Source organism: Embleya sp. NPDC050154, assembly GCF_044460165.1.
Classification (GTDB): Bacteria; Actinomycetota; Actinomycetes; order Streptomycetales; family Streptomycetaceae; genus Embleya.
Genome location: NZ_JBITJP010000016.1, coordinates 120995 through 143645 on the forward strand (window position 1 = coordinate 120995; position 22651 = coordinate 143645).

At 70.4% G+C, this 22651-nt stretch carries 21 protein-coding genes; 11 read left to right on the forward strand and 10 right to left on the reverse strand.

Annotated features, from left to right (window positions below):
* Positions 1-42 precede the first annotated feature (42 nt).
* Positions 43-966: a GNAT family N-acetyltransferase gene (locus ACIBSV_RS30445; protein WP_395868641.1), complete on the forward strand. Its 924-nt coding sequence runs from the start codon at positions 43-45 to the stop codon at positions 964-966.
* Positions 967-1294: 328 nt separating this feature from the next.
* Here ACIBSV_RS30445 and ACIBSV_RS30450 read toward each other — a convergent pair whose 3' ends face one another.
* The 5 genes from ACIBSV_RS30450 to ACIBSV_RS30470 form a co-directional block, all read right to left on the reverse strand.
* On the reverse strand, positions 1295-2068 hold the full coding sequence (locus tag ACIBSV_RS30450) for a GntR family transcriptional regulator (protein ID WP_395868643.1): 774 nt from the start codon (positions 2066-2068) through the stop codon (positions 1295-1297).
* A gap of 167 nt (positions 2069-2235) precedes the next feature.
* Complete coding sequence (locus ACIBSV_RS30455; protein WP_395868645.1) at positions 2236-3030, reverse strand: sulfite exporter TauE/SafE family protein; 795 nt, start codon at positions 3028-3030, stop codon at positions 2236-2238.
* A 31-nt stretch (positions 3031-3061) separates the two neighbouring features.
* Positions 3062-4459, reverse strand: coding sequence for a rhodanese-like domain-containing protein (locus tag ACIBSV_RS30460; RefSeq protein WP_395868647.1), 1398 nt, complete (start codon positions 4457-4459; stop codon positions 3062-3064).
* 100 nt (positions 4460-4559) lie between these two features.
* The gene (locus tag ACIBSV_RS30465) at positions 4560-5765 is read right to left on the reverse strand and encodes an FAD-dependent oxidoreductase (protein ID WP_395868649.1); all 1206 of its coding nucleotides are present in this window, start codon (positions 5763-5765) and stop codon (positions 4560-4562) included.
* Positions 5766-6173: 408 nt separating this feature from the next.
* The gene (locus ACIBSV_RS30470; RefSeq protein WP_395868651.1) at positions 6174-6299 is read right to left on the reverse strand and encodes a hypothetical protein; all 126 of its coding nucleotides are present in this window, start codon (positions 6297-6299) and stop codon (positions 6174-6176) included.
* A 317-nt stretch (positions 6300-6616) separates the two neighbouring features.
* Here ACIBSV_RS30470 and ACIBSV_RS30475 point away from each other — a divergent pair, with 317 nt between their 5' ends.
* The 3 genes from ACIBSV_RS30475 (at position 6617) to ACIBSV_RS30485 (ending at position 9179) form a co-directional block, all read left to right on the forward strand.
* The gene (locus tag ACIBSV_RS30475) at positions 6617-6751 is read left to right on the forward strand and encodes a hypothetical protein (RefSeq protein WP_395868653.1); all 135 of its coding nucleotides are present in this window, start codon (positions 6617-6619) and stop codon (positions 6749-6751) included.
* A 107-nt stretch (positions 6752-6858) separates the two neighbouring features.
* A complete protein-coding gene (locus ACIBSV_RS30480; RefSeq protein ID WP_395868655.1) occupies positions 6859-7179 on the forward strand; it encodes a roadblock/LC7 domain-containing protein in 321 nt (106 codons plus the stop codon).
* 452 nt (positions 7180-7631) lie between these two features.
* Entirely contained in the window at positions 7632-9179 is a 1548-nt protein-coding gene (locus tag ACIBSV_RS30485) for an ABC transporter substrate-binding protein (protein ID WP_395868657.1), read from the forward strand.
* 336 nt (positions 9180-9515) lie between these two features.
* Here the strand turns inward: ACIBSV_RS30485 and ACIBSV_RS30490 are convergent, their stop codons facing one another.
* Together ACIBSV_RS30490 and ACIBSV_RS30495 are read right to left on the reverse strand one after the other, a co-directional pair.
* Positions 9516-10427 carry an alpha/beta hydrolase fold domain-containing protein gene (locus tag ACIBSV_RS30490; protein ID WP_395868659.1) on the reverse strand — a complete coding sequence of 304 codons (912 nt, stop codon included), beginning with the start codon at positions 10425-10427 and terminating at the stop codon, positions 9516-9518.
* A 282-nt stretch (positions 10428-10709) separates the two neighbouring features.
* Positions 10710-10910, reverse strand: coding sequence for a hypothetical protein (locus ACIBSV_RS30495; protein WP_395868661.1), 201 nt, complete (start codon positions 10908-10910; stop codon positions 10710-10712).
* A gap of 309 nt (positions 10911-11219) precedes the next feature.
* Between ACIBSV_RS30495 and ACIBSV_RS30500 the strand changes: the two genes are divergently transcribed.
* The gene (locus ACIBSV_RS30500) at positions 11220-13091 is read left to right on the forward strand and encodes an enoyl-CoA hydratase-related protein (protein ID WP_395868663.1); all 1872 of its coding nucleotides are present in this window, start codon (positions 11220-11222) and stop codon (positions 13089-13091) included.
* A 177-nt stretch (positions 13092-13268) separates the two neighbouring features.
* Here ACIBSV_RS30500 and ACIBSV_RS30505 read toward each other — a convergent pair whose 3' ends face one another.
* Together ACIBSV_RS30505 and ACIBSV_RS30510 are read right to left on the reverse strand one after the other, a co-directional pair.
* Complete coding sequence (locus tag ACIBSV_RS30505; protein ID WP_395868665.1) at positions 13269-15290, reverse strand: HelD family protein; 2022 nt, start codon at positions 15288-15290, stop codon at positions 13269-13271.
* 828 nt (positions 15291-16118) lie between these two features.
* Positions 16119-17036 carry an alcohol dehydrogenase catalytic domain-containing protein gene (locus tag ACIBSV_RS30510; RefSeq protein ID WP_395868667.1) on the reverse strand — a complete coding sequence of 306 codons (918 nt, stop codon included), beginning with the start codon at positions 17034-17036 and terminating at the stop codon, positions 16119-16121.
* Positions 17037-17155: 119 nt separating this feature from the next.
* Here ACIBSV_RS30510 and ACIBSV_RS30515 point away from each other — a divergent pair, with 119 nt between their 5' ends.
* The 6 genes from ACIBSV_RS30515 (at position 17156) to ACIBSV_RS30540 (ending at position 20875) form a co-directional block, all read left to right on the forward strand.
* Positions 17156-17605, forward strand: a complete 450-nt coding sequence (locus ACIBSV_RS30515; protein WP_395868669.1) for a winged helix-turn-helix transcriptional regulator — start codon at positions 17156-17158, stop codon at positions 17603-17605.
* Between the two features lie 322 nt (positions 17606-17927).
* Positions 17928-18209 (forward strand): hypothetical protein, encoded by a 282-nt coding sequence (locus ACIBSV_RS30520; RefSeq protein WP_395868671.1) that lies wholly within the window; start codon positions 17928-17930, stop codon positions 18207-18209.
* A gap of 211 nt (positions 18210-18420) precedes the next feature.
* Positions 18421-19296, forward strand: coding sequence for a HEAT repeat domain-containing protein (locus ACIBSV_RS30525; protein ID WP_395868673.1), 876 nt, complete (start codon positions 18421-18423; stop codon positions 19294-19296).
* Positions 19297-19609: 313 nt separating this feature from the next.
* Positions 19610-20023 carry a VOC family protein gene (locus tag ACIBSV_RS30530; RefSeq protein ID WP_395868675.1) on the forward strand — a complete coding sequence of 138 codons (414 nt, stop codon included), beginning with the start codon at positions 19610-19612 and terminating at the stop codon, positions 20021-20023.
* A gap of 58 nt (positions 20024-20081) precedes the next feature.
* Positions 20082-20375 (forward strand): YdeI/OmpD-associated family protein, encoded by a 294-nt coding sequence (locus ACIBSV_RS30535; protein WP_395868677.1) that lies wholly within the window; start codon positions 20082-20084, stop codon positions 20373-20375.
* Between the two features lie 80 nt (positions 20376-20455).
* A complete protein-coding gene (locus ACIBSV_RS30540; RefSeq protein ID WP_395868679.1) occupies positions 20456-20875 on the forward strand; it encodes a DoxX family protein in 420 nt (139 codons plus the stop codon).
* Positions 20876-21080: 205 nt separating this feature from the next.
* Here the strand turns inward: ACIBSV_RS30540 and ACIBSV_RS30545 are convergent, their stop codons facing one another.
* Positions 21081-22445 (reverse strand): phosphotransferase, encoded by a 1365-nt coding sequence (locus ACIBSV_RS30545; protein WP_395868681.1) that lies wholly within the window; start codon positions 22443-22445, stop codon positions 21081-21083.
* Between the last annotated feature and the right edge of the window lie 206 nt (positions 22446-22651).

Here is a 22651-nt window from a genome sequence, read left to right on the forward strand (position 1 = left end):
GGCGGCCTCCTTCCTCGTGGCGAATCCGTTCGGAGGTCCTCCATGCCTGCTCTCATCGTGCGCCCCTTTCATCGCGACGATCGCGACCAGTTGACCGAGCTCGTCAACGCGCATGTCGCTGCCGTCGTGCCCGGCGCGTCCGTGTCCGTCAATACCGTTCTGGGGCAACTCACCCGGCGCCCCGACGAGTTCATCACCGATCCGTGGGTGGCGGAGCGAGCCACCCTGGTCGCCGAGCAGCGGGGGGCCGTGGTCGCCGCCGCGCATCTGCTGCGCTACCGCGACGACGCCGAGGTCGGCCCGGATCATCGTGGCGCGGGCGAGATCGCCTGGTTCGTCCACCGTCCGCCGGCGACGTTCCGGCCCGACTCCGAGACGGCGGCGGATCAGCTGATGGCCGCGTGCCTGGCCCGGTTGGCACGTTGGCACGTGCGGGTCCGCTACGCCGACGGAGCCCTGCCCGCTCCCGGGGTCTACGGCCTGCCCGATGTGTGGCCGCACGTGCGGGCGGCCTACGAGCGGGCCTGCTTCCGGCACACCGGCCACACCGAAGTGGTGTTGCTCGCCGAGGTCGCCGACCTGGTGTCGCCGCCCGCCGATCCGTCGATGCCCCAACCGGCCGTGCGGCGCACGCTCGGCGAGTGCGGAACCCGGCTGACGGCACACCTCGACGGCCACGTCCTCGGCTTCATCGAAGTGGACACCGCCCTCGACCGACCCGAGCGGCTGGCCCGCAACGGAGGATTGGCCGACATCGGCAACCTCGTCGTCGAACCGGACCACCGCGTCGACGGGTTGGAGCACTGGCTCCTGGCCCAAGCGGCCCAGTGGCTCCGCCTGGCCGGGGTCGACCGCGTGCTCGCCTACGAGTCGGCCGACGACACGGACGCGATCGGGCGGCTGATCGCCGCCGGCTTCCGCGAGCTGACCCGTACCGACCGAGGATGGGAGCACCGACAGGGGTGACGCGACAGGGATCCGGACGGGCACGTCCCCGTCCGGATCCGCCGGCCGCTATCGCGCACCGAACCGCCGGCTGCCGAGGAGCACACGTTCGCCCCGACCTCCCGTCGGCGTGTTTCACAGGCCCAACTGCCACGTAGACAGCGCCTTTCCAGGTTTCACGGTCACCCGGCGGGTCGAACGGGCCCGCCGTGTCCTGGGGATCACGCTCGACGGGGCCGACGAACGGCCGGCGGTCCATCCGGTGTGCCGCGCCCAACGGTTGGGGTTGTGAACCCGCCGCGACCGCGTGTTCACCCTTGGGCATCGCCGGGGACAACCGGCCCTCCGGTTACTCGGCCATCCCCAGTCGGTATCCGTCCTCGGCGGAAAAGGCCGCGGTCACCGTGAACCGATCCGCGCGCACCAGCGTCTGACGCCACTCGACCGGGCCGACCGTGGCCACTCCCAGGCGGTCGATCGCGAACAGGGCCGTGTTCGACGGACATTCCAGCATCGTGCGTTCGGCGCGATCGGGCACCACGGCACGGATGCGCTCCCATCCCCCGGTGATCCGGATGCCGCAATGCCGCTCCAATTCGGCGTACAGCGCCGTGTGCGTGAAGTCGACCCCCAGCAACGGGGCGGTGACGTCGGCGGGGAGCCATACCCGATCGACGGCGAGCGGCCTCTCGTCGGCGAGGCGAAGGCGCTCCAGGTGGACCAGCGGTGTCGACTCCTCCAGGCCGAGCCGGGCCGCGACCACGCCGTCGGCGCGCCGATCCAGCACCCGCACCACACTGCGCTGCACCGCACCGATCTCCTCGACCGAGGCGAAGAGGCTGTACGGTCGGCCCACCTGCTGTTCCATCGACGTCTCCGCGAGTGCGGACACGCGTCCCCGGTGCGCCGTGACGACGCCTTCGCTGCGCAACTGGCGCAGGGCCTCGCGAACCGTGTGGCGGCTGACTCCGTAGTCGGCCGCGAGGGCGTGCTCGCCGGGGAAGTGGTCGCGGAACTGGTCGGCCTCCAGGCGACGGCGCAGGTCGGCTCGCAGTTGGACCCACAGCGGCACTCCGCTCGCGCGATCGACGGGATTCGCTCCCGCGGGCTGCGTTGATGTCACCGAGGGTTCCCCTGACGTGCGACGGACCCGTGCTCGTGTCCTGTGTGAGGCCACGAAGGTACGGAAGCGTGCCGTCCGGTGGCAACTCCGCGCGGACCCACCGTGGTCCTCCGGGGTGCTTGCTCGGGCGATCCGCGTACCGGGCGACACGGCAACCGTGCGATCGGTCAACGAAGGGCATCCACGAGCATGAACACCGCCAAGGCGACGAGAAGCGCGGCGAACATCCGCTGAAGGGCGATCCCCGACAGCCGGGCGGCCAGACGTTTGCCGTCCCAGGCCCCCAGGATCGCCGCGCCGGCGAAGGGGCCGAGCGTCGCCGGATCGAATGTGGTCGGCCCCACCGCCAACCGGGCGGTGAGCGCGGCTACGGAATTGACGGCGATCACGACCAGGCTCGTACCGACCGCCAGGCGCATGCGCAGCGACAGGACGCTCACCAGGGTGGGCACGGCGAGGAATCCTCCGCCGACGCCGAGCAGACCCGTGACGGTGCCCAGACCCGCTCCCGCGCCCATCACCTTGCCGATGCCCTGTGCCCCACGGATCGACCTCTCGTTCGCGCCTGGATCGGGTGCGCCGTTCTCCACTCCTTCGCCCGGGCCGGCATTGCGGAGCATCGCGATGGCGGCGAGCAGCGTGACCACGGCGAATGCCGTCGTGAGCGCGGCCTTGGGGATGTGGCCCGCCAGGACGGAAGCGGCGATGGCGGGGAGCACGCCGGCCGCGGCGAAGAGCACGCCGACCCGCCAGCGTACGGTGCCCGCTCTGGCGTGACGGAACACGGCCGTCACCGAGGTCGCGGTCACCACGATCAGGCTGGTGGTGGACGCGTCGGCCGGTGCCAGGTGCAGCAGGTACACCAGTGCGGGTACGGCGAGGACGCCCCCGCCGCCGCCGAGCGCGCCGATGGCGAGCCCGACCGCGGCACCGGACACGAGCGCGACGATCAGTACGCTCACCTCGCGGCCGAAACGTCGGGGACGGCGCGCCTCACGGAGAGTCCGGTCGTGCGATGGGGTGCTCGGCGCTGTAGGAGGCGAAGCCGCCCTGGAGGTCGGACACGTTCGTGAAGCCCGCCGCACGCAGGATCGACGCGGCGATGGAGGACCTGCGGCCGCTCGCACAGAACACGGCGACGGCCTCACCGCGCGCCAACTCGTTTATTCGCGAGGGGAGTTCGGGGAGTGGGATCAGTCGGGCCCCGGGGATCGTGCCATCGGCGCGTACTTCGCCGGGGTTGCGGACGTCCACGACGCGCGTGTCCGAGTCGAGCACGACGAACTCGTCGACGCGATGCCGTACGGCGGTCCGACGGTATTCGGGCTCGATCCCGGGTGCCCCGTCGGCCAGCGCTCCCGGCACACGGTCGAAGCCGATCCGGGCCAGCCGGTTGCGGGCCTCGCGTTCGGTGCCGGGGTCGCAGACGAGCAGGATGGGACTGTGTGCGCTCAGGACCTCGCCGGCGAGTTCCGCGAATCGACCGCACAGGGGGACGTTGATCGAGTCGGCGAGGTGTCCGGCGGCGAACGCGTCGGGATCTCGGGTGTCCAGGACGACTCCCCCGGTCGACCGGGCGCGCAGGAACTCCCCGAACGACAGGGCGGGGACGTGGGCGCTCTCGTCCAGTGTCGGCCGCTCCTGGCGATTGCGCGCGGACGTGTAGGCGAAGTAGCGCGGCGCGGGAGTCTGTTCGGAGCACACCAGGTCCACGAAGTCGCCCTCGGCCATCTCGGCCAGCGCGTGGTTCGTGCGCCGTTGTTCGCCGATGGTGCTGTGGTGTTCGGCGGACAGGTTCTTCCCGCAGGACGACCCGCTCCCGTGGGCGGGATAGACGCCGGTGGCGTCGGGGAGGGCAAGCAGGCGTCGGGTGGAACGGAACAGGGCACGGGCCGACTTCTCCGTGGACCAGTCGGCGCAGGCGGCCAGGTCGGGACGTCCCACGTCGCCCACGAACAACGTGTCTCCGGTCAGCACGCCGAAGGGCACCTTGTCGCCCGCGTGGGCTCTGACGACCACGCAGATCGACTCCGGGGTGTGTCCGGGGGTGTGCAGGATCTCGAGTTCGACGTCACCGAGCGAGAGTTTCCGGCCGTCGGGCAGCGGATGGGCGGCGAAGTCGACTTGGGCGGCGGAGCCGTAGGAGATCAGCGCCTCGGTGCGGGCGGCGAGTTCGAGGTGTCCGGACAGGAAGTCGGCGTGCACGTGGGTTTCGATGACCCGCTCGATGTTCAGGTTCAGTCGTGCGGCGTCGGCGATGTACTCGCCCACGTCGCGTTGGGGGTCGACCACGACCGCGCGTCCGGATCCGCGGTCGCCGACGAGATACGAGGCATGGGAGAGACAATCCAGGTAGTACTGCTTGAAAACGAGTGTATCGACGCGTTCCACGGAGAGGCTCCCGCCGGGTCGGATGGGTGGGTTACGCCGGATGCGGCGGGCGCGGACGGGTGCAACTCGTCGCGGCGGCCGCGCGGCGGTGGCGATGTGGCTAGGCGCGTCCGCGAAGCATCAGGTTCCAATACAGGAACGGCAGTCCGTAGCGCTTGAGGTACCACATGTCGGTGCGTTCCCGGGTTGTGTCGATCACCGGGATGGAGGGGGTGGGCTTCATCGAGTAGTCGAACTCCGCGAGCAGCGTTTTGCCCCGTGCTGTGGTCAGCGGGCAGGACGCGTATCCGTCGTAGCGGGCCGGTGGCTTGAGACCGTTCATGCGCGCGAGGAGGTTTCGCACGACGACCGGGGCCTGTTTGCGCACCGCGGCACCGGTCTTGGAATTCGGCGACGAGCCGACGTCGCCCAGCGCGAAGACGTCGGGATAGCGCGGGTGTTGCATGGTCCATTGGTCGACGAGGACGTAGCCCGCGGGGCTCTCGGGATCGGCCAGGACGCTCTTCTTGATCCAGTCCGGCGCGCTCTGGGGAGGCACCAGGTGCGCCATGGTGTAGGGCAGCGTGGTGGCTACCCGGGTGCCGTTGTGGGTGACCACGACTTCCTTGGACCCGGAACGGACCTCGCTCACCTCGCTGTCGAAGTGCACGGTGATGCCGTATCGCCGAACAACCCGATCCAGGACGCGAGAGAACTCCGGGACCGCGAACATGGTGGATGTCGGGAGCACCAGGTGCACGTCGATGTTGCCCAGGACCCCTTCGCGGCGCCAGTAGTCGGCGGCCAGGTAGGCGATCTTCTGGGGCGCGCCACCGCACTTGATGGGCCCCGACGGCATGCCGAACACGGCGGTTCCCGATCGGGTGTCCCGGATGAAGCGCCATGTCGCCGGTGCCGTTTCGGGCAGGTAGTTGCTGGAGACGCCCTCCTCGCCGAGCGTGGCCTCCAGTCCGGGGATTCTCGACCAGTCGAGCTGGATCCCGGGACACACCACGAGGCACTCGTAGCCGATGGTCCTCCCGTCGTCCAGGGTCACTTCCCGCACGTCGGGATCGATGTGGACCGCACTCCGACGGATCGACCGCACTCCTCGAGGCACGACGGACGCCTGCGGGCGCGTGCTCTCCCCGATCTCCGCCAGTCCGCCGCCGACCAGGGTCCACAGAGGTTGGTAGTAGTGCCGGGTTGCCGGATCGATGATCGCGACATCGCGCTCGCCGGAGCGGCGCAGCCGCGCCGCCACGGTGATACCCGCGCTCCCTCCCCCGACGATCACTGTCCGATGACGTTGCGTCGACACCATCATGACCTCCAGGACATCAAATGTGCAGACATTTAATCTGGCCACATGTCTCCGGTTTCCGCAAGAGAATGTACGTACATTTTGGATCCACCTCGTGCGGGGGCATCCGAGTCGGCCGGACGATGCGGCGGCGGCCTTGGGCCGGCGAAGGGCAGCCCGGTCCGAGCCACCGGTGACGCCCGGCAACCGCGGCGTCGGCGACATGTCCCCTGTCGCGTGGCTTCGCACGAAGAGTCGCGGCGCGGCGCGACGGCAGCGCGGCCATGGCCGAGGAAGGCGCCCTGAACCCTGGGGTCGGAGTTCGCCCGCCACCGCGGCCCGGCCGACGTGCTCGAAACCCGTCCGGCGAGCCGGCCACCGGCAATCGCCCCCGGCGCGCGTGATCCGAGCCCGCCCTGGACCCGTTTACGCTCACACCGCGAACTCGGCCTCCGGGAGGGCCTGTTCGATCCAGACGATCTCGCCCCCGGGGACGCCCCGCGTGCCCCATCGCTCCGCGCACTCGGCGACCAGGAACAATCCCCGGCCGGCCTCCACGCACCGACTCGAAAAGGCTGGTGCCGAGGCCCGAACTCAGGGGACGGCGCGAGACTCATGATGTCGCGAGGTTGTCGGTTCCGGACCTCTGGATCGGCCGAACTCGCCCGCGCCGCACCGGTATTGGCGCCCACGATCGCATTCGTGCCTGGCGGAGAACCCGGTGGTTGCACACCGGCCGAGGTCGCGACCCTTCACGACTCGGGGCCATAGACGCGCTCGGAACGCAAAAACTCCCCCGGGTGATCCCGCCGACCTCGAGTCGGACGAGACGCGCGCGGGGCGTCATCGGCGGCTGTCGCAACTACGCGTCGTCGATGGGGGTTTGCCTCGCCGACGGGATCATCACCCGCGAACCGGCCCCGGAACTGCGCGCGGCGGCGTTCGCGGGCGCCGCCGAGATCCGCGCCGACAGCGACCCCGACCCCGACGCGGGGCTTCCGCGAACATGATCGTCACCGTGACGAACGGCGCCGTGTCGAGGCGGCGTCGCCGATATATTGCCACCGCCGGTCGGCATGTCCCGGATTTCGGATACATCAGGGTCCGCGAACGCGTCATGGGTATCACCGAGAGCGTGGTCTCCACCGGCGACGGGCTGCTCGTTGCCGGCGACACCGTCGCGGTGCACGGGGAATCGCTCGCCGCCCTCGCCGCGGCCGCGCTCGCGCTGGGCAGCCGGACCGCGGGGGAGGCGGGTCTGGGCGGCCTGCGCGACGTGGTGGCCCGCTGCAACGGCGGACACGTGGTGATCCTGGCGATCGGCAACCACGCGCTGCTGGCGGTTGTCGGCGACGAGGGGTTGGACATCGCCGGGCTGTATCGCGAGTCGCCCGCCTCGATCGCCCGCCTGGACCGGATCCTGACCGGAGCCGCGTAGTCGGGCAAACACCCGCCCGCCGACGCGGCCATCGACGGGGCGACGACCTGGGCGCGTACGTGGAACGGGACTCCAACTGGAAGTGTCGATACCGCAGATGCTCCGTGGCGTGGCATCCGAGAATCCCGGAGGCGGCCGGGCTCGGCGTCGGTGATTCGCACAGGATCGGTGGTCGTTCTTCGTGCGTGGCGACGATCCCCCGGTTTCCGGCCACTGCCTACCGTGATCGTCCGCAGCGGCGCAGGCCGCGCTCCGAGGAGGTTTCCCGTGACGAGACGATCCGAATTGCCGGGTACGACGCCCGCAGACCGCCGATGGGCACCGGGCGCCGAGTCGGGTGCGGTGCGCGGCGGCGGGCACGCCGTGGCCGGGCGTTCCCCGGTCGCCGAGTGCTTCGCGGTCGCCGGGCATTTCTCGGGAGGCGCGCGATGAGACGCGTCTCGCGTGGGGTCGTGGGGACCCTCGTCCTGGGTCTGCTCGCCGCCGGATGCGGTGGGAGCGGTGGGGGTGGCGCCGGCGGCGACGGCGACACGCTGACCGTCGGGGTCATCGCCGATCCCGGTGGCCTGAATCCACTCACCGCGCTGAACGCGAGCGCGTTCATGCTGAACCGCTTCTCCTACGACGGGCTGCTCAACATCCAGCCCGACGGGCGCATCGTCTCCGGTGTCGCCGAGAAGTGGACGACCGACGCGACCACCGCGAGCTTCACCCTCAAGCGCGGCGTCACGTGCGACGACGGTACGCCGTTGACCGCCTCCGCGATCGCGGCGCAGTACGCCTACATCGCCGAGCCGGCCAACGCGTCGCCCATGCTCGGCATGATCGTGCCCACCGGTCTCACCGTCTCCGCCGACGACGCCGCCGGCACCTTGACGTTCAAGACGCCGGAGCCCACTCCCTTCCTGCTGCGCAATGCCGCGACGCTGCAACTGGTGTGCCCCTCCGGCATGCGCGCGCAGGGCAGGCTGGACCACGCCTCGGACGGCACCGGGCCCTACCGGCTGACCGAGGCGGTACCGGGCGACCACTTCACCTTCACCAAGCGGCAGGGCTACACCTGGGGTCCGGACGGCGTGGACAACGCCCGCACCCCGGACCGGGTGGTCTTCAAGGTGATCGGCAACGAGTCCACCCGGACCAATCTGCTCCTGGGCGGCCAGTTGGACGTCACGACGGTGGTCGGCCCCGATCGATCCCGGCTGGCCGCGGCCGGGATCAAGTCCACGGCCATGCAGGACCCGCTCGGCCAGTTGTTGTTCAACGAGGACCCGAACCGGGTCACCGCCGATCCGCAGGTGCGTCGGGCGCTGGTCACCGCGATCGACCTCCGGCAACTCGGCGCGGTCGCCACCGGCGGCAAGGGAGTGCGGCCGACCCGACTGGGCACCGCGATGTCCCCTCCCTGTCCGACCGACTCGGTCACCGCCAACCTGCCGACGCACGACGTGGACCGCGCCGCCGAGTTGCTGAGCACCGCCGGGTGGAAGAAGTCCGGTGGGTACTGGACCAAGGACGGGCGGCAACTGTCCATCACCGTGCCCTACCCGGGCCTGTCCGGCACCCAGGTCGTCGCGGCGGCCGAGCTGGCGGTCAAGCAGTGGAAGTCGTTCGGCGTGAGGGTGACCCTGCAGCCGACCACGCCGGCAACGAAGGTGTCCACGCTGATGACCGGCCAGTGGGACGTGGCGTGGGCGCCGCTGTCACTGAGCACGCCCGACCAGATGCTTCCGTTCTACTCCGGGACCAAGCCGCCCGAGGGCCTCAACTTCGGTTCCGTGCGGAACCCGGAGTACGAGCGCCTGACCGCGCTCGCGATGGCCAAGCCGGACACCGCGGGCTGCGCCGAATGGACCGCGGCGGAGGAGGAGTTGATGAAGCGAATCGATGTGATCACCTTCATCGACAGCAACGTCCCCTACTTCACCCGGGGCTACGCGTTCGAGGTCGACGGCGGCGGTTTCCTGCCCACATCCCTGCGCCGCACCGACGCGGCCTGACCGCCCGCGCGGACCGCGATTCGGCGGGAAGGTACTCGCGCGGCGTCGACCGCAGCCGCTGGACGGTGCGGGTGCGTTCCGGGTCAGGGTCCGACGGGCGCGGGCGCGGGCGCGGGCGACGACCATGACGGCCGCCCGAAGCGGAACCCAGGCCCTGTCCGCCGGATCCTGGGGGGTCCGCGCCGCCCGGCACCGCGCCTCGCCGCACCGGAGAAACAGCCGAAGAGAACCACCATGCGGCTGCTTCTCCGGCACGCCGATGCACGGCATCCGCCCTTCGGGCTCCTCGCTGCGCTCACGACGCGGCCCGATCCACCAAGATCCGCCGGACAGGGCCTAGCAGTGGGTGGTGACGCGACGCGCGAAGGCCAGGGACCGGGCGAAGATCTCCGCCACTGCGGCGTCCGGCAGTCCGTGCCAGCCGTGGTCCGCGCCGGGCACCGTCCACAAGTCGACGGGGGCCCCGACCTGATCCAGTGCCGAGGCCAGGGATTCGCTGTGCGAGCACGCGACCAGGGTGTCCGCGTCGCCGTGGACGAGGAGGAACGGCGGCGCGCCGGGGTGCACGTGCGCGAGCGGACCGGCGGCGTGGGCGCGCTCCGGGACGGCCGCCGGAGCCGCGCCGAGCAGGAGTGCCTCGGGGGTGGTGGCGTCCTCGGGCGTGAAGCGGCCCCGCGCGGTGGTCAGGTCGCCGGGCGCGTACCAGACCACGGCACCGGCGGGCCGCGGGTCGGTGTGGGTCAGGGCCAGGAGCGAGGCGAGGTGGCCACCGGCGGACTCTCCCCATACAACGGTCCGCCGGGTGTCGATGCCGAGTTCCGCAGAGCGCAGGGTGAGCCAGCGCAGTGCGGTGCCCAAGTCGTCGAGCGGGGCGGGAAACGTGGCCTCGCCGCTGAGCCGATAGTCGGCGCACGCGACGGCGAAGCCCGCTTTCGCCAGGCGCGCGAAGGGCCCGGGATTCCAGCGGCGGGTACGGAACCCCATGTCGTCGCGCCGCCCCCGGCGCCAGGCACCGCCGTGGACGAACAGCACCAGCGGAAGCGGCTCGGACCGGTCGGTCTCGGGCAGCCACAGGTCGAGTTCCAGCGGACGGCTGCCCTCGAGCTTGCCGTACGGCACCGCGCGCATCTCGCGGCGGCCGGGCGCCTTCGAGGCCGCGGACGGCAGCGGCGCGTGGTCGGGGTGGGGTGCGGCGATCAGTTCCCGCAGCAAGGGTGCCGTTGTTGCGCAGCGGATACGGGCTGGCAAGGCGGTGTTCCTTCTGCCAGGCCATCACACGGTGACGATCGCCCCCGCGGTACCCGCTCCACGGGCGGCCACTTCGGGCACGGAACTCACCGACTCCCCGTGCCGTACGGCGCCGGAAGTCGGATACCCATCGGGTCGTGTGTGCGGGCCTCTCACGATCCTGTCAACGACCGGACGCCGCCCCCGGATGCGGCGCCCCAGCCGCTCCCCCGGCCGAGTATCGGCCGAGCGGCGGAGGCGTCGTTCTTCGGAACCGCGTCGGGGACGAACCCGGGAGGACGGTCACACGGTCGGTGCGATCTGCTCCGGGTCCACGGTCACCCGCACCTCCCGAGTGCCACCGAACACGCCCGCGACGGTGAACGTCACGTCCAGGCGCCCGAACGCGGTGTGGGTGACGAACCCGACCGAGTCCTTGGGCACGGACGCCTGCGCCCACCCGTCGAGATCCTTGGCCGCCCTCACCTTGTCGCCGACGTTCATCCGACCCCCGTCCGCCGCACCGACCCGACCTGCGGAGTCCGCGCTCCGTGCCGGACCGGTCAGTATCGCCGGACGGGGTACCGATCGCGGCACCGACACGCCATACGGCTCCGTACGGACACGTCGTGATCGATCGTGCGGGTGGGGGTCCCTGCCCTCTCGCCACGGCGGACCAGACACCTGTCCGGTCGGAGCGGACGGCGGCTCGATGAGCCGGGCATCCACTCCACGCCCCTCGGCGCCGGCGTGTCCGACCCGGCCGACCCGGCCGACCCGGCCGACGAGTAAAACCCGGGGGTCGTCGTCCTTTTGATCGAGATCGCCGTGGTGGCCGCGACCACGGCCCTGTGGTTCGCGTTAACCGTGAAGGGACCTGCGGCAATCGCAGCAGGTGCCTCCCTACTCACGGGGGTCGCCGTCAGCGAGATGCATTACACCGACATGTTCGCGATGAACGTTCGCGTTCGCAGGCGCATGGCCTCTACGAATGTTCGGATCCGACGATCCGACAAATGGAACGGAAACGCCGTGCGACGCATCCTTCTCCTTGCCAGTGGCAACAATGGCCTGACCCAGCGTGCCGACCTGGCTCTTCGGGCGGCCGGCCACCAGGTGCGACTCGCCGTGGTCGCCGATGGGTCGGATATTCTGCGGGCAGTCGCCCCGGCGGATTTCGAAGTCGTCATCTGCCCGTTCCTGAAGACGCGCATCCCGTCGTCCGTCTGGAAAACCTGGCCCACGGTCGTCATTCATCCGGGCCCGGTCGGCGATCGCGGACCTTCCTCGTTGGACTGGGCCATTGCCGACGGTGAGCCGCTCTGGGGCGTGACGGCCCTGTCGGCCGTGGAGGAAATGGACGCGGGACCCATCTGGGCGACGCGCACGTTCCCGATGAGTGAACCTCCGGCACGCAAGTCGGCCGTCTACAACGGGCCCGTCGCCGATGCGGCCGTCGAATGCGTTCTCGAGGTCGCCGAGAAAGCCGCGGATCCCGCATTCCTCCCCGTGCCGGCACAGCAGTACCCGAAGGCGGTGCCTTCGGCTCGCCTGCGCCCGGCGATGTCACAAACGGACCGCGCGTTCCGGTGGGACTCACCGGGACCGGACATCGTGCGATCGATCGCGGCGGCGGACGGGTTCCCGGGAGTGCTCGCGAACATCGGTTCCCGGGCCGCCTACCTGTACGACGCGCGCTTGGACGGCCCGGTGGCCGGAGCGCTCCCGGGCACGATCGTGGCACGGCATCACGAAGCCGTGCGCGTGGCGGCCCGGGACTCCAGCGTATGGATCGGACACATGCGCGCCAAGACCGAACCGACGGCCCGTGCCTGCAAGCTTCCCGCGGTACAAACATTGGCGCGCGGCGACTACGGCGTGGACATCGCGGCCCTGCCCGAGGCGACGTGCTCGCCGTACACGGATATCCGGTACCGGCGTGAGGGCGACATCGGATACCTCACGTTCGACTTCTACAACGGCGCCATGAGCACACGCCAGTGTGGACGACTCCTGTCGGCGCTGCGCGAGGCAACGACCCAGGACACCAAGGTCCTGGTCCTGCGGGGCGGACCCGAGTTCTTCTCCAACGGCATCCATCTCAACGTCATCGAGGCCGCCGATCAACCGGCCATGGAGGCGTGGCTGAACATCACGGCCATCAACGCCGTCTGCCGCACCATCCTCACCACCACCGAACAGGTCCTCATCGCGGCGTTCGAAGCGAACGCGGGCGCGGGCGGTGTGATGCTTCCTCTCGGGGCCGACGTGGTCGTCGCTCGTCCGGGCATCGTGTTGAACCCGCACTACGCGACCATGGGACTGAGCGGCTCGGAACTTCACACGTACACCCTGCCCCGGCGTGTCGGCGACGCGACGGCGCGACGACTCACCACCGAATGCAGGCCGATCGATGCCGAGACCGCACTCGCCATCGGCCTCCTCGACCGCATCGGCCCCGCGAGGAAAACCGATTTCGACAGGTGGTTGGCCGACCTGGCCCGGGCGGAAGTCGCAACACACGAGCAGACCCTCGACAGCAAACGCAAGACTCTTGCCGCAGACGGCGCCTTCAAGCCGGTCGCCGCGTACGAGACCGAGGAACTCGAGGCCATGGCCTTCGACATGTTCGCGAACCGCCAGGGCTTCGCACACAAACGCCACCGATTCGTCTTCAAGCTCTGATCCCCCACCACGCAGACCCGGTGATCGCGAGGCCGGGATCCGAACGCCGTCGGCCTGGACCGGGCCGCGTGATGCCGGGTGCGGCCGCGAGTGGTGAGGCGGGGTGCAGCCCCGTGCGCGGGCCGGTGTCCGTACCGCACCGGGTGCGCCCGCGGCAACGACGCGGGCGCTGATCCGTCAGGCGGGCTGGACGGTGATGGTGCAGAGGCGCTTGGTGGCCCGGGTCAGGGCGACGTACAAGTCCCTTTCCCCACCGGGGCGGGCCGTGATGATCTCCTCGGGGTTCATGACGACGACACCGTCGAATTCCAGGCCGCGTGCTTCGGATGCCGGCACGATGCGTGCGTGTTGTGCGACACCCTGGGCCGTCAGTTCGCCCACCCTTGTGTCCGCGCAGAGCACTCCCAGAAGCTCGCCCGGGTAGGCGGTGCTCTGGGCTCGGAGCTCCCGGGCGACGGCGGTGACCAACCCGTCCGGAGGCGTGGTCACGGTGCGAGGGCTCTCACCGCTTCGCAGTGACCGTGTCGGCTTCTGGTCCGGAGCGATCCGCGCGAGCAACTCTCGGACGCTCTCCAGAATCTCCTGCGTGGTGCGATAGCCGACGGTCAGGTTGTGCAGTTTGAACCGCGGTCCGACGTGCGGGCTCAGTGCTTCCTTCCAGTCGCGTGCCGTCGCGACCGGGCCGGCCTGGGCGAAGTCGCCGACCAAAGTCATCGCCCTTGCCGGGCAGCGGCGGACGACCATCCGCCACTGCATGACGGTCAGCTCCTGCGCCTCGTCGACGACGACGTACCCGTACGTCCGCTCCGGCGGGCCGTCGACCAGGCTCGCAGCCTCGTCCAGCAACGGCACATCGGCATCGGTCCACGGGTGGTCCGGACCGCGCAGCAGAAGTGACCGCTCCTCCGCGGTCAATCGGGGCAGGCGCTCGGCGAGAGCATCGGCATTCGTCAGGAGCGCCTTCACGAGGTCACCGGCTACCAGCCGCGGCCACAACACCTCGACCGCTCGGTCGACGTCGTCGAGGAGATCGGCCCGGATGGCGTCCAGGTCCAGCTCGTGGACCGGACCCGAGTCGGCCGCACCTTCCGCACGGCGCTGGGCGGCACCAGTGAACCGGTCGAGGTCCATGCCCGTCATCGCGGCGGCATCGGCGTCGATCTGCTCCAGAAGGTCGCCCATGTCTCGTTGCATGGCGTCGGTGACGGCGTCGACCAGAAGCTCTTTGAACACCTGGCGTGCGGGGTTGTGCCCCGGTGCGGCTGCCACGGCGGCGTCGCGTGCCGTGGCAACGTCCTCGCCGGACAGGTGAACCGATTCCTGTCCGACCCGCACGGTGAAGTCGCCGTGGGGAGCTTGGTGGACGAGCAACAGGCCGGCCAGAGCATCGGCGAGGTCGGAACTGCCTTTGAGACGCGCCGTATCGAACGGGTCCACCGTGTCCGCGGACACTCCGGCCAGTTCGTGGCAGGTCGCCAGGACGACGTCGTTCTCACCGAGCGAGGGAAGGACCCGGGAGATGTAGTCGAGGAACCGGGCATTCGGGCCGACCACCAGGACACCTTGCTCCGCGGCGCGCGGGAACGCGTACAGGACATACGCCGCCCGGTGCAGGGCGACCACCGTCTTGCCCGTACCGGGCCCGCCCTGCACCACTGTCACCCCGCGGTGGGCGGAGCGGACGATCTCGTCCTGCTCGGCCTGCAGCGTCGCGACGGCCGCGTGCATCCTCCCGGTACGCCGCGCCGACAAGGCCTCGGCCAACGGGCCGTCACCCACGACGTCTTCGTCGGTCGGGGCGGAACCGTCGAGCAGTTCGTCGCTCACCGAGACCACCGTGCGTTCCTCGAGGCGCAGGTGCCGGCGGCGGCGCAGATTCATCGGGTGGATCGGCGTCGCCTCGTAGAAGGGCCGCGCCGCGTTCGCGCGCCAGTCCACGAGCAGAGGCAGTTCGTCGTCCTCCGTATGCAGGCCGATCCGCCCGATGCGCAGGGCCGTGCCATCCGTCCAGTCGATGCGGCCGAAGACCAGCCCCTTTTCGGCGCCCTCCAGCCGGCCGATTTCCCTGGCCAGACGCTCGGCGGCGATCTCTCTCTCGTATGCCTCATCGGCACTTTCCGCCGGAGCTTTCAGCACATTCGCTCGGTGTACTCGCGCCTCGGAAAGCCGCTCGGTGAGCAGGTCGTACAAGGTGGACACAAAAGCCCGCTCCGATGCAACCGCACACACAGCAGGGTCGTTCGCTTGCGACAACAGGGGACTCCTTCGATTCGAGCCAAGATCATATGGTCATAATTCTCCGAAAATAAGGCTTGACTTACTCGGGGCGCCGTGGCCCCAACCTGTACGAACGCTCATGCCCTGCATCAGTCAGACCGGCAATGGGGCCCTGACCTGGGAAAATAAAGATCTGCTGCGGCTCCTCCGAGTATCGAATGAGCGTTGAATCGGTGCACACGACGATGATCTAGAGCTGTCCGCCGGGCCGGGTGGCGCGCTTGGCGGCATCGGCAAGACCGAGGGCATACAGGACTGCCTCATGACCCTGCGACTGAATCCATGACGGCCGACCGTATGGCAAATCATGCATTCCGCCGTTCCGTTTATTGCCGGTTGCAATCTCGATGCCCGTATGCCTTATGGGCGATCCCCGTTCTCGGATGCCTGCGATTTTTTGCCGCACTCGGGAAAAGACGGAAGAGCCGGTGAGGCGACCTCGCCCCATCGAGCTCACTGCCAGGGGCATCCGGTCGCCTCGTCCGGGGACCCGACCGAGGAGACGAGCGCAGAATGGGTCAAAGCCCTCGACCGGCCCTCGACCGGTCGGACCTGCCCGAGGGCGAGCACCGCGCCCATGCCGAGTCGGCGTGGGGGATCACCCCATACGTCACCGAGGGGCTGTACATCCTCTACGGCCGGGCCGGGCCGGGGGTCGGTTGCGCGGCAGGGACCGGCCCCCGGCGTTCGAGGCTTCCGGCGGGTGGGTGCCGGTGATCGCGGTGGGCGGCGCGCTCGGCGCCGGGCTGGTCAGGGGCGGATGATGTAGCGGCCGCGCAGGCCGCCCTTGGCGGTGGCCCGGTGGGCGTCGGCGGCCTGGTCCAGGTTGACGACGGCGTGGACACGGGCCGGGAGTTCGCCGGCGGCGGCGCGGGCGAGGAGGCCGGCGAGTCGGGCGCTGTCGGACGAGGTGAACAGCGTGGTGACCGCGATCCCGCGCTCGGCGGGCGGTGCGAGACCGGGCCGCACACCGACGTAGGCGCCGCCGTCGCGGACCAGTTCGAGGGCCTGGTCGTTGAGTTGTGCGGCGTCGACGACCGCGTCCCATCCCGGCTCGGCGTGCGTGGTGAAGTCGGCACCGAGGCCGCGGACGAACTCCTCGTCGCCGGTGCGGGCGAGCCCGGTCACCTGCCAGCCGCGTTCTTGGGCGAGGACGGTGACGTTCGCGCCGACCGCGCCCGCGGCGCCGGTCACCAGCAGCCGGTCGGCCCCGGCGGGCGCGTCGCCGAGCAGGTCGACGACCTGCGCGGCGGCCAGACCGTTGAGGGGGACCGTGGCCGCGGCCGGCAGGTCCAGGTCGTCGGGGACGGGGGCGACGTCGGCCGCCGCGACCACGATCTGCTCGGCGTAGGTGCCGTAGTCGCGGTCGAAGCCGACCACCAGGCCGGCCACCCGGGTGCCGACGGCCAGGTCGACGCCCGGCCCGGCCGCGTCCACGGTGCCGGCGAACTCCCAGCCCAGGCCGGTGTGTTCGGGCTGCCGGACCAGACCTATCGAGTGGAAGAAGCCCGCCGCGACGCCGAGGTCGGTGGGGTTGACCGTCGCCGCGGCGATGGTGACGCGGATCCGGCCGGGGCCGGGCTCGGCGACGGGCACCTCGATGATCTCGATCGAGTCGGGCCCGTTCGGGACGCGGACGACGGCGGTGCGGAAAGTGGCGGCACTCATGACTTGTTCCTTCGCGGTGGGGTGATCGTTTCCGTGCTCCATGCTGGTTTCGTTAACCTCGTGACAAAAGAAGGCACTTGAAAGTGCGTTAGCCCCCTCGGGCACCGAAGGAGCGATCGATGTCGACGCGGACGGCGGCCCAGCAGCGGGCCGAGGAGAAGACGAGCTACAACGCGTTCATGGAGGGCTGCCCCAGCCGCCAACTGCTCGATCGCATCTCCGACAAATGGGTCGCGTTGATCCTCGCGGCCCTTGGCAGCGACGGCCCGCACCGCCCCGGGGTCGACCACGGCGATGGTCCCCGGACGATGCGCTATTCCGAACTGTCCCGCCGGCTCGCGGGCGCCAGCCAGAAGATGCTCACCCAGACCCTGCGCTCCCTGGAAGTCGACGGCCTGGTCACCCGGACCGTCACGCCCACCGTGCCCGTCACCGTCACCTACGAACTCACCGAACTCGGTCTGTCCCTGAATCGCGTCATAGCCGGCCTCAAGGACTGGGCCGAAACACACATGACCGACGTACTCGCCAACCGCGAGCAACACCACCGCGCCGCAGCCGAACACTGACTAGGGTCGGGGCAGTCCGCACTGCGCCGCCGCCTCCCCCGGCGTAGGCGGTCGTGCCCGAGCCGTCCCCACCCGCTGCCCCTGTGCCCGGACTCCGTTCCACTGCGCGCAGAACGCGCGGATTCCGAGGGTGTGGCACCACATCCTCGTGGCGGCCGGGCTGCGAGCCCTTTGTGCAGACGCTCGGATCTGCCGACGTGACTCTCGTGCGCGTCCAAGGTCCGCGCCCGACCCGACACGGCTGCGCCGCCGACACGCCTTCGCACCGGGTGAATTCGCCGATCCCCGGACACCTCGGGCAGACGTCCGACACCCTGGGTGGGTGGCCGACGACATCGCGCACGACGACCCGTACGAGGGTGCCCCGCCGATCCCGGTGGAGTTGGCGGGCCTGGCCGAGTCCACCGGCCGAGAATTGTTATTGCGCGTGGCGGCCGTCCTGGACCGGGTCGCGCTCGCCGACACGTCGGGCGGGACGGCGCTGTTCGCGTCGGCACTGCACGCCGCGCGAGGCTTGGTCGAACACGACGACCGCGCCGATGTCGACCAGCCGTTGCGGTACGTTCGGGAGCAGTACCGGACATGGCGCGAGGCCACGACATAACGACACGCGGGAAGACTTCGGGCTGTTCGGCGTCGCAAGGGCCGGAACCCCTTGCGGGAGCGGTGTCCCGCGCGCGGAACGGACACACCACCCGCCAAGCCCTCGACACCGCGCCGACTCTCCCCGCCATCCGACGGGCAAACCCGACGGCTCCTCCACGCCGACCGGCCGTGCACGTGCAGTAGCAGCACACGAGAGCAGGAACGACTCGATGGACATCGAAGGCGCTGGGATCGACCACCTCATCGTGCAATACGTGTGCGGTGAGGATCGGGCCTACGACGGCCTGGTGGCCGCGGGACCGGTGAGCCTGTCGCGCCTTCTGGACACGCGGGCCGGCCGCGCCGCACAGTCCTGGAACGACGCGTTGGCAGAGGTACGCGAACGCCTCGACGCCCTGGGGAGAGAGGCCTTCGAACGCCTCTCCACACTGCAGGCGCTCCTGGCGAAGGCGTTTCCCGACGCCCTGTTCGACGCGGTCGCCGACGACCCGGCACTCGAACCCGTCGTGATGTGGACACTCCAGGGACTCTCCGATCCCCGCGTGCTGCCGATCCTCGAGCGTGGGCTGCGTTCGCCGGGCTCCACCCGCCGACAGGCGCTCCACGGCATGGTGAAGCACGGATCCGCCGCACACACCGACACGATCGTCGCCTGCCTGGGTGACGAGGACGATCGTTGGACGGCCTTCGAAGTGCTGGGGCACCTGGGTGACGAGCGTGCCATCGGCCCGCTGCTGGCCTGGCTCGCCGAGGACGACCGCACCGCCATGATGGCCGAGCAGGCTCTCGCCCGCATCGAGGAGCGCATCGGCGGCCCGGTCACACGACCCGTGTGGCTGGACCTGGAACTCAAAGAGTTCACCGCGTCCTCCCCTCTCCAGCCGTCCCGTGTCACCGAGGTACCGGCGCCCGGGCAGACCGTGGTGAACGGCGACGTTCTCGTCACATTGGAGAGCGAGCTGTTCGAGACACGGTTGTGCGCCGACCGGTCCGGAACCGTCGCGGAAGTCCGTGTGGCAGTGGGCGACGAAATCTCCGACGCCGTCGTCGCCGTCGTCCTCCGAGCCCGACGCCGCATCGGCTAGCGACACCGTCCGCAGCGCGGCCGGCGGCTGGAAGGCGGCGACCATTGCGCGTTTGGGGGATCGCGCGGCATCGGAGACGTCGCGTCCTCGGCCTCTCTCGGGGAGCCGAGCACGCGGGTGGGCCACCGCCTGCAAGCGGTCCTGGTGCTCGGCGAACCGTGCGCTCAGCCGGTCCGGTTCGACCATGTCACATTCCTATGTCCGCGCCGGTCATACGTACTGACCGGCGAAAGCCGCGCCGATGCAACGGCGGGCCCGGGCCGCCGTCCGGCCGGACGGCACGCGGAACCCCTCAAGCACAAGGAGTCATGGCATGAAGGCGCACGTCAGCGCGATCCTGCTCGGTGTCCGGGACATGGACCGGGCCAAGCAGTTCTATACCGAGGGGCTCGGCTGGAAGATCAAGGACGACTTCGGCGTCTCGGTCTTCTTCGAGTCGGACGGCGCCTCGCCGGTCGGCTTCTACGGCCGCGAGGGCCTGGCGGATCAGGTGGGCACAGGCGCGGACGGAACCGGCTTCGGCGGGGTGGTACTCACCTACGTCGTCCGCAGTCGGGAGCGGATCGACGAGATCATGGCGGAGGCCGCAACGGCGGGCGCCAAAATCCTCAAGCCCGCCGGCGACCTGCCCTGGGGCGGATACGGCGGTACCTTCGCCGATCCGGACGGCTACATCTGGAGCCTCGGTTTCAGCGCCCGGGGAAAGGACCAGCTCTACGCGGAGTAGCCGCTCTCCGTTCACAGCCGCCCGGGACGGCGAGGCGCGTGCCGCGACCGTCCCGGGCATGGCGACGGCCCCGGTGGGCGAAACGGGAGCGAAGCACGGCGACCGGCCGGCGACCGGCGTCGCGATCGGCGACACGGTCGAGGCCGAGGTCGAACTCGACACCGAACCACGCGACGTCGTCGAGCCCGCGGACTTCGCCCGACCCCTGGACGACGACTCCCGCGCCCGCGCCGCGTACGACAACCTCACACTCAGTCGCAAGCGCGAGCACGTGCGCGCCGTCGAGAGTGCGAAGAAGCCCGCAACGCGCCAACGACGCATCGAGAAGGCCATCACCGCCCTACGGGGCTGACACCCGACATCGAGACTCCGCCGGCACAACAAGAGCCGCGCGGATACCCGACCCTGCCCCACGCCACCGAAGGAACACACATGCCGAAGCGCCTGATGACCGTGCTGTACTGGTTCCTCGCCCTCGAATTCGCGCTGGGCGCCGTGACCAAGTACTGGCCGGGCGACACGATGTTCAGCTCGGCGTACTCCGCGAAGTTCGTCGACTGGGGCTACCCCTCCTGGATGCGCTTCGTCGTCGGCGCCCTGGAAGGCCTCGCGGCCGTCCTGCTCGCGATCCCCGACAAGCGAACGCGCTTCCTGGGTGCCACGACGCTGATGTTCGTGCTCACCGGCGCGGTCACCACCCACATCGTCAACCACGACCCCGCGGTGGAGAGTTGGGCCGCGCCGGCGCACCTGGTCGTCATGGGCCTGCTCGCGCTGACCACCTGGCCCTCCGACTGGCGGAACCTCCTGCGAGCCCCTGCCCGCCAACAGCCCGCAATGACAACGGCGTAGCCCCGCAACCGCGTCCTCACCGGCACACCACGGACTGAGCGCGGCAACCGGCAAGCCCGCGCTTCGACCACCGGCTGACTCTCTCGGGCGGAATGCGCCTCGCCCTGGTCCAGATCGTCCACGACGCAGCCGAAAGCCGGGTCTACCTCGGTTCGAGACCGACGCCCGCGGTCCGCCCGATCCGGCTCGCCCGCGCTGCGGTGGGTCAGGCGCGCAGGCGGGCCAGGGTGCGGCGCCCACGCTCGACCAGCTCCGGATCGCCGTGCTCGCGGCCGTACCGGATCCCGGAGACGGCGTCGCGTGCGGACGCGGCGGTCAGGTGTTCCTCCTCGGCCCGGCTGAGCGGCCTGCCGTACCCGGTCAGGAACGCCGCGCGCAGATCCGGGCGTCCCGTCCAGGCGTCGGATAGGCGTACAAAATCCCGTACGGCGGGGGCGTGTTCGCTGCGCTCGAAGTCGATCACACGCACGGTGGCGTCATCGGACCAGAGCAGGTTCCGTGGTTGCAGGTCGCCGTGGACGGGGACGAGATCGAGACCGGGCAGCCGAGCTGCCTGTCGCGCCGCGGCGCGGACGAAGTCCTCGTCACCGGGCAGGAGATGGCCGCGGACCCCGTCGAGGAGTCGCTCCAACGATTCGAGGCCGGCGCAGGCTCCGTCCGCTCGTCGGGCCGGCGCGCTGCGGTGGATCGAGGCGGCGAGTGCCCCGATGCCGCGGAAGATGCGTCGCTCGACGTCGGGCGGGTGGACGGCGCCGTGCAGGGAGCGGCCCGGAACGGCGGTGACGACAACGGCTCGCAGATCCGCGTCGGCGGCCATCAGCCGCGGCGCGGCACCTCCCAGCCGCGGGACCCAACTCCGGTAGGCACTCGTCTCGCGATCGTGGAAACGCTCGTCCTGGTGGATCTTGACGAACCACAGGCCACCCGCGGCGCCGTGTGCCCGCCAGACCCGGCTGTCGGCCCGGGCCCAGGATGCGTCCGACCACTCGGCGATGCGGCCGACCGCCCGTTCGGTGAACTCTCGCACAGCCGTGGGCGGGACCGGGTCCGCGTCGCCGACGGCCGGGACGCGACGGAGTCGATCCGCCGTCGGGTCGTACGCGATCGGGTCGCCGGGCTGCTGGAAGTGCACGGCGAGCCGGGTGCCGACCCGATAGGCGTCGAGCCCGGCCCGACAGTAGGCCACCATCGGCGTCGGCAGCGCGTCGAGCCGATACCACTGCATCCCATCGCACACGGCGGGCTCCATGACCCGCGGAGTTCCGCGCCAGAGCCGCGCCTCGAAGAAGAACCCGACCCGGGCACCCCCGCCGGGGCTGCGATGGTGCACCGTGACCGCGGCGCGGACGTCGGCCGGGTCCACGACCACGCCGGTCTCCTCCTCCGCCTCGCGGATCACGGCGCCGACGACGTCCTCGTGCGGACCGTCCAGGTGGCCGGACGGAAGATGCCACAGGCCGGCGGCATACACCGTCCCGGCCCGACGCGACAGCAGCACCCGCGTCCCGTCGACGCTGTCGCGACGCAGGATCAGATGGACGTCCACGGGCTCGGTGTGACGCTCCCTCACGCTCGTTTCCCATCGCAGTTCTCGGGTGATCCGGGCCCGGCTGCCGGTCTCGTGCCCCCGATCCTCCGGGTCGCGATGGGGTCACCCTCTCGCGAGGCGGGCCGGTGACGGCGGTGTCGCCTGGCTCTGTTCACGAGTATGGGCGGTCAAGGCCGCCCTGTGGGCCGTAGGTCCTCGGCGGTGTCGGCGGGGCGCGTGACGCGGTC

Coding starts and splice junctions, on each gene's coding strand:
- ACIBSV_RS30530 (WP_395868675.1), top strand. CDS start 19,610: ATGAAGGCGCACGTCAGCGCGATCCTGCTCGGTGTCCGGGACATGGAC.
- ACIBSV_RS30465 (WP_395868649.1), bottom strand. CDS start 5,765: ATGATGGTGTCGACGCAACGTCATCGGACAGTGATCGTCGGGGGAGGG.
- ACIBSV_RS30480 (WP_395868655.1), top strand. CDS start 6,859: ATGGGTATCACCGAGAGCGTGGTCTCCACCGGCGACGGGCTGCTCGTT.
- ACIBSV_RS30540 (WP_395868679.1), top strand. CDS start 20,456: ATGCCGAAGCGCCTGATGACCGTGCTGTACTGGTTCCTCGCCCTCGAA.
- ACIBSV_RS30525 (WP_395868673.1), top strand. CDS start 18,421: ATGGACATCGAAGGCGCTGGGATCGACCACCTCATCGTGCAATACGTG.
- ACIBSV_RS30475 (WP_395868653.1), top strand. CDS start 6,617: ATGGGGGTTTGCCTCGCCGACGGGATCATCACCCGCGAACCGGCCCCG.
- ACIBSV_RS30535 (WP_395868677.1), top strand. CDS start 20,082: ATGGCGACGGCCCCGGTGGGCGAAACGGGAGCGAAGCACGGCGACCGG.
- ACIBSV_RS30510 (WP_395868667.1), bottom strand. CDS start 17,036: ATGAGTGCCGCCACTTTCCGCACCGCCGTCGTCCGCGTCCCGAACGGG.
- ACIBSV_RS30495 (WP_395868661.1), bottom strand. CDS start 10,910: ATGAACGTCGGCGACAAGGTGAGGGCGGCCAAGGATCTCGACGGGTGG.
- ACIBSV_RS30515 (WP_395868669.1), top strand. CDS start 17,156: ATGTCGACGCGGACGGCGGCCCAGCAGCGGGCCGAGGAGAAGACGAGC.
- ACIBSV_RS30445 (WP_395868641.1), top strand. CDS start 43: ATGCCTGCTCTCATCGTGCGCCCCTTTCATCGCGACGATCGCGACCAG.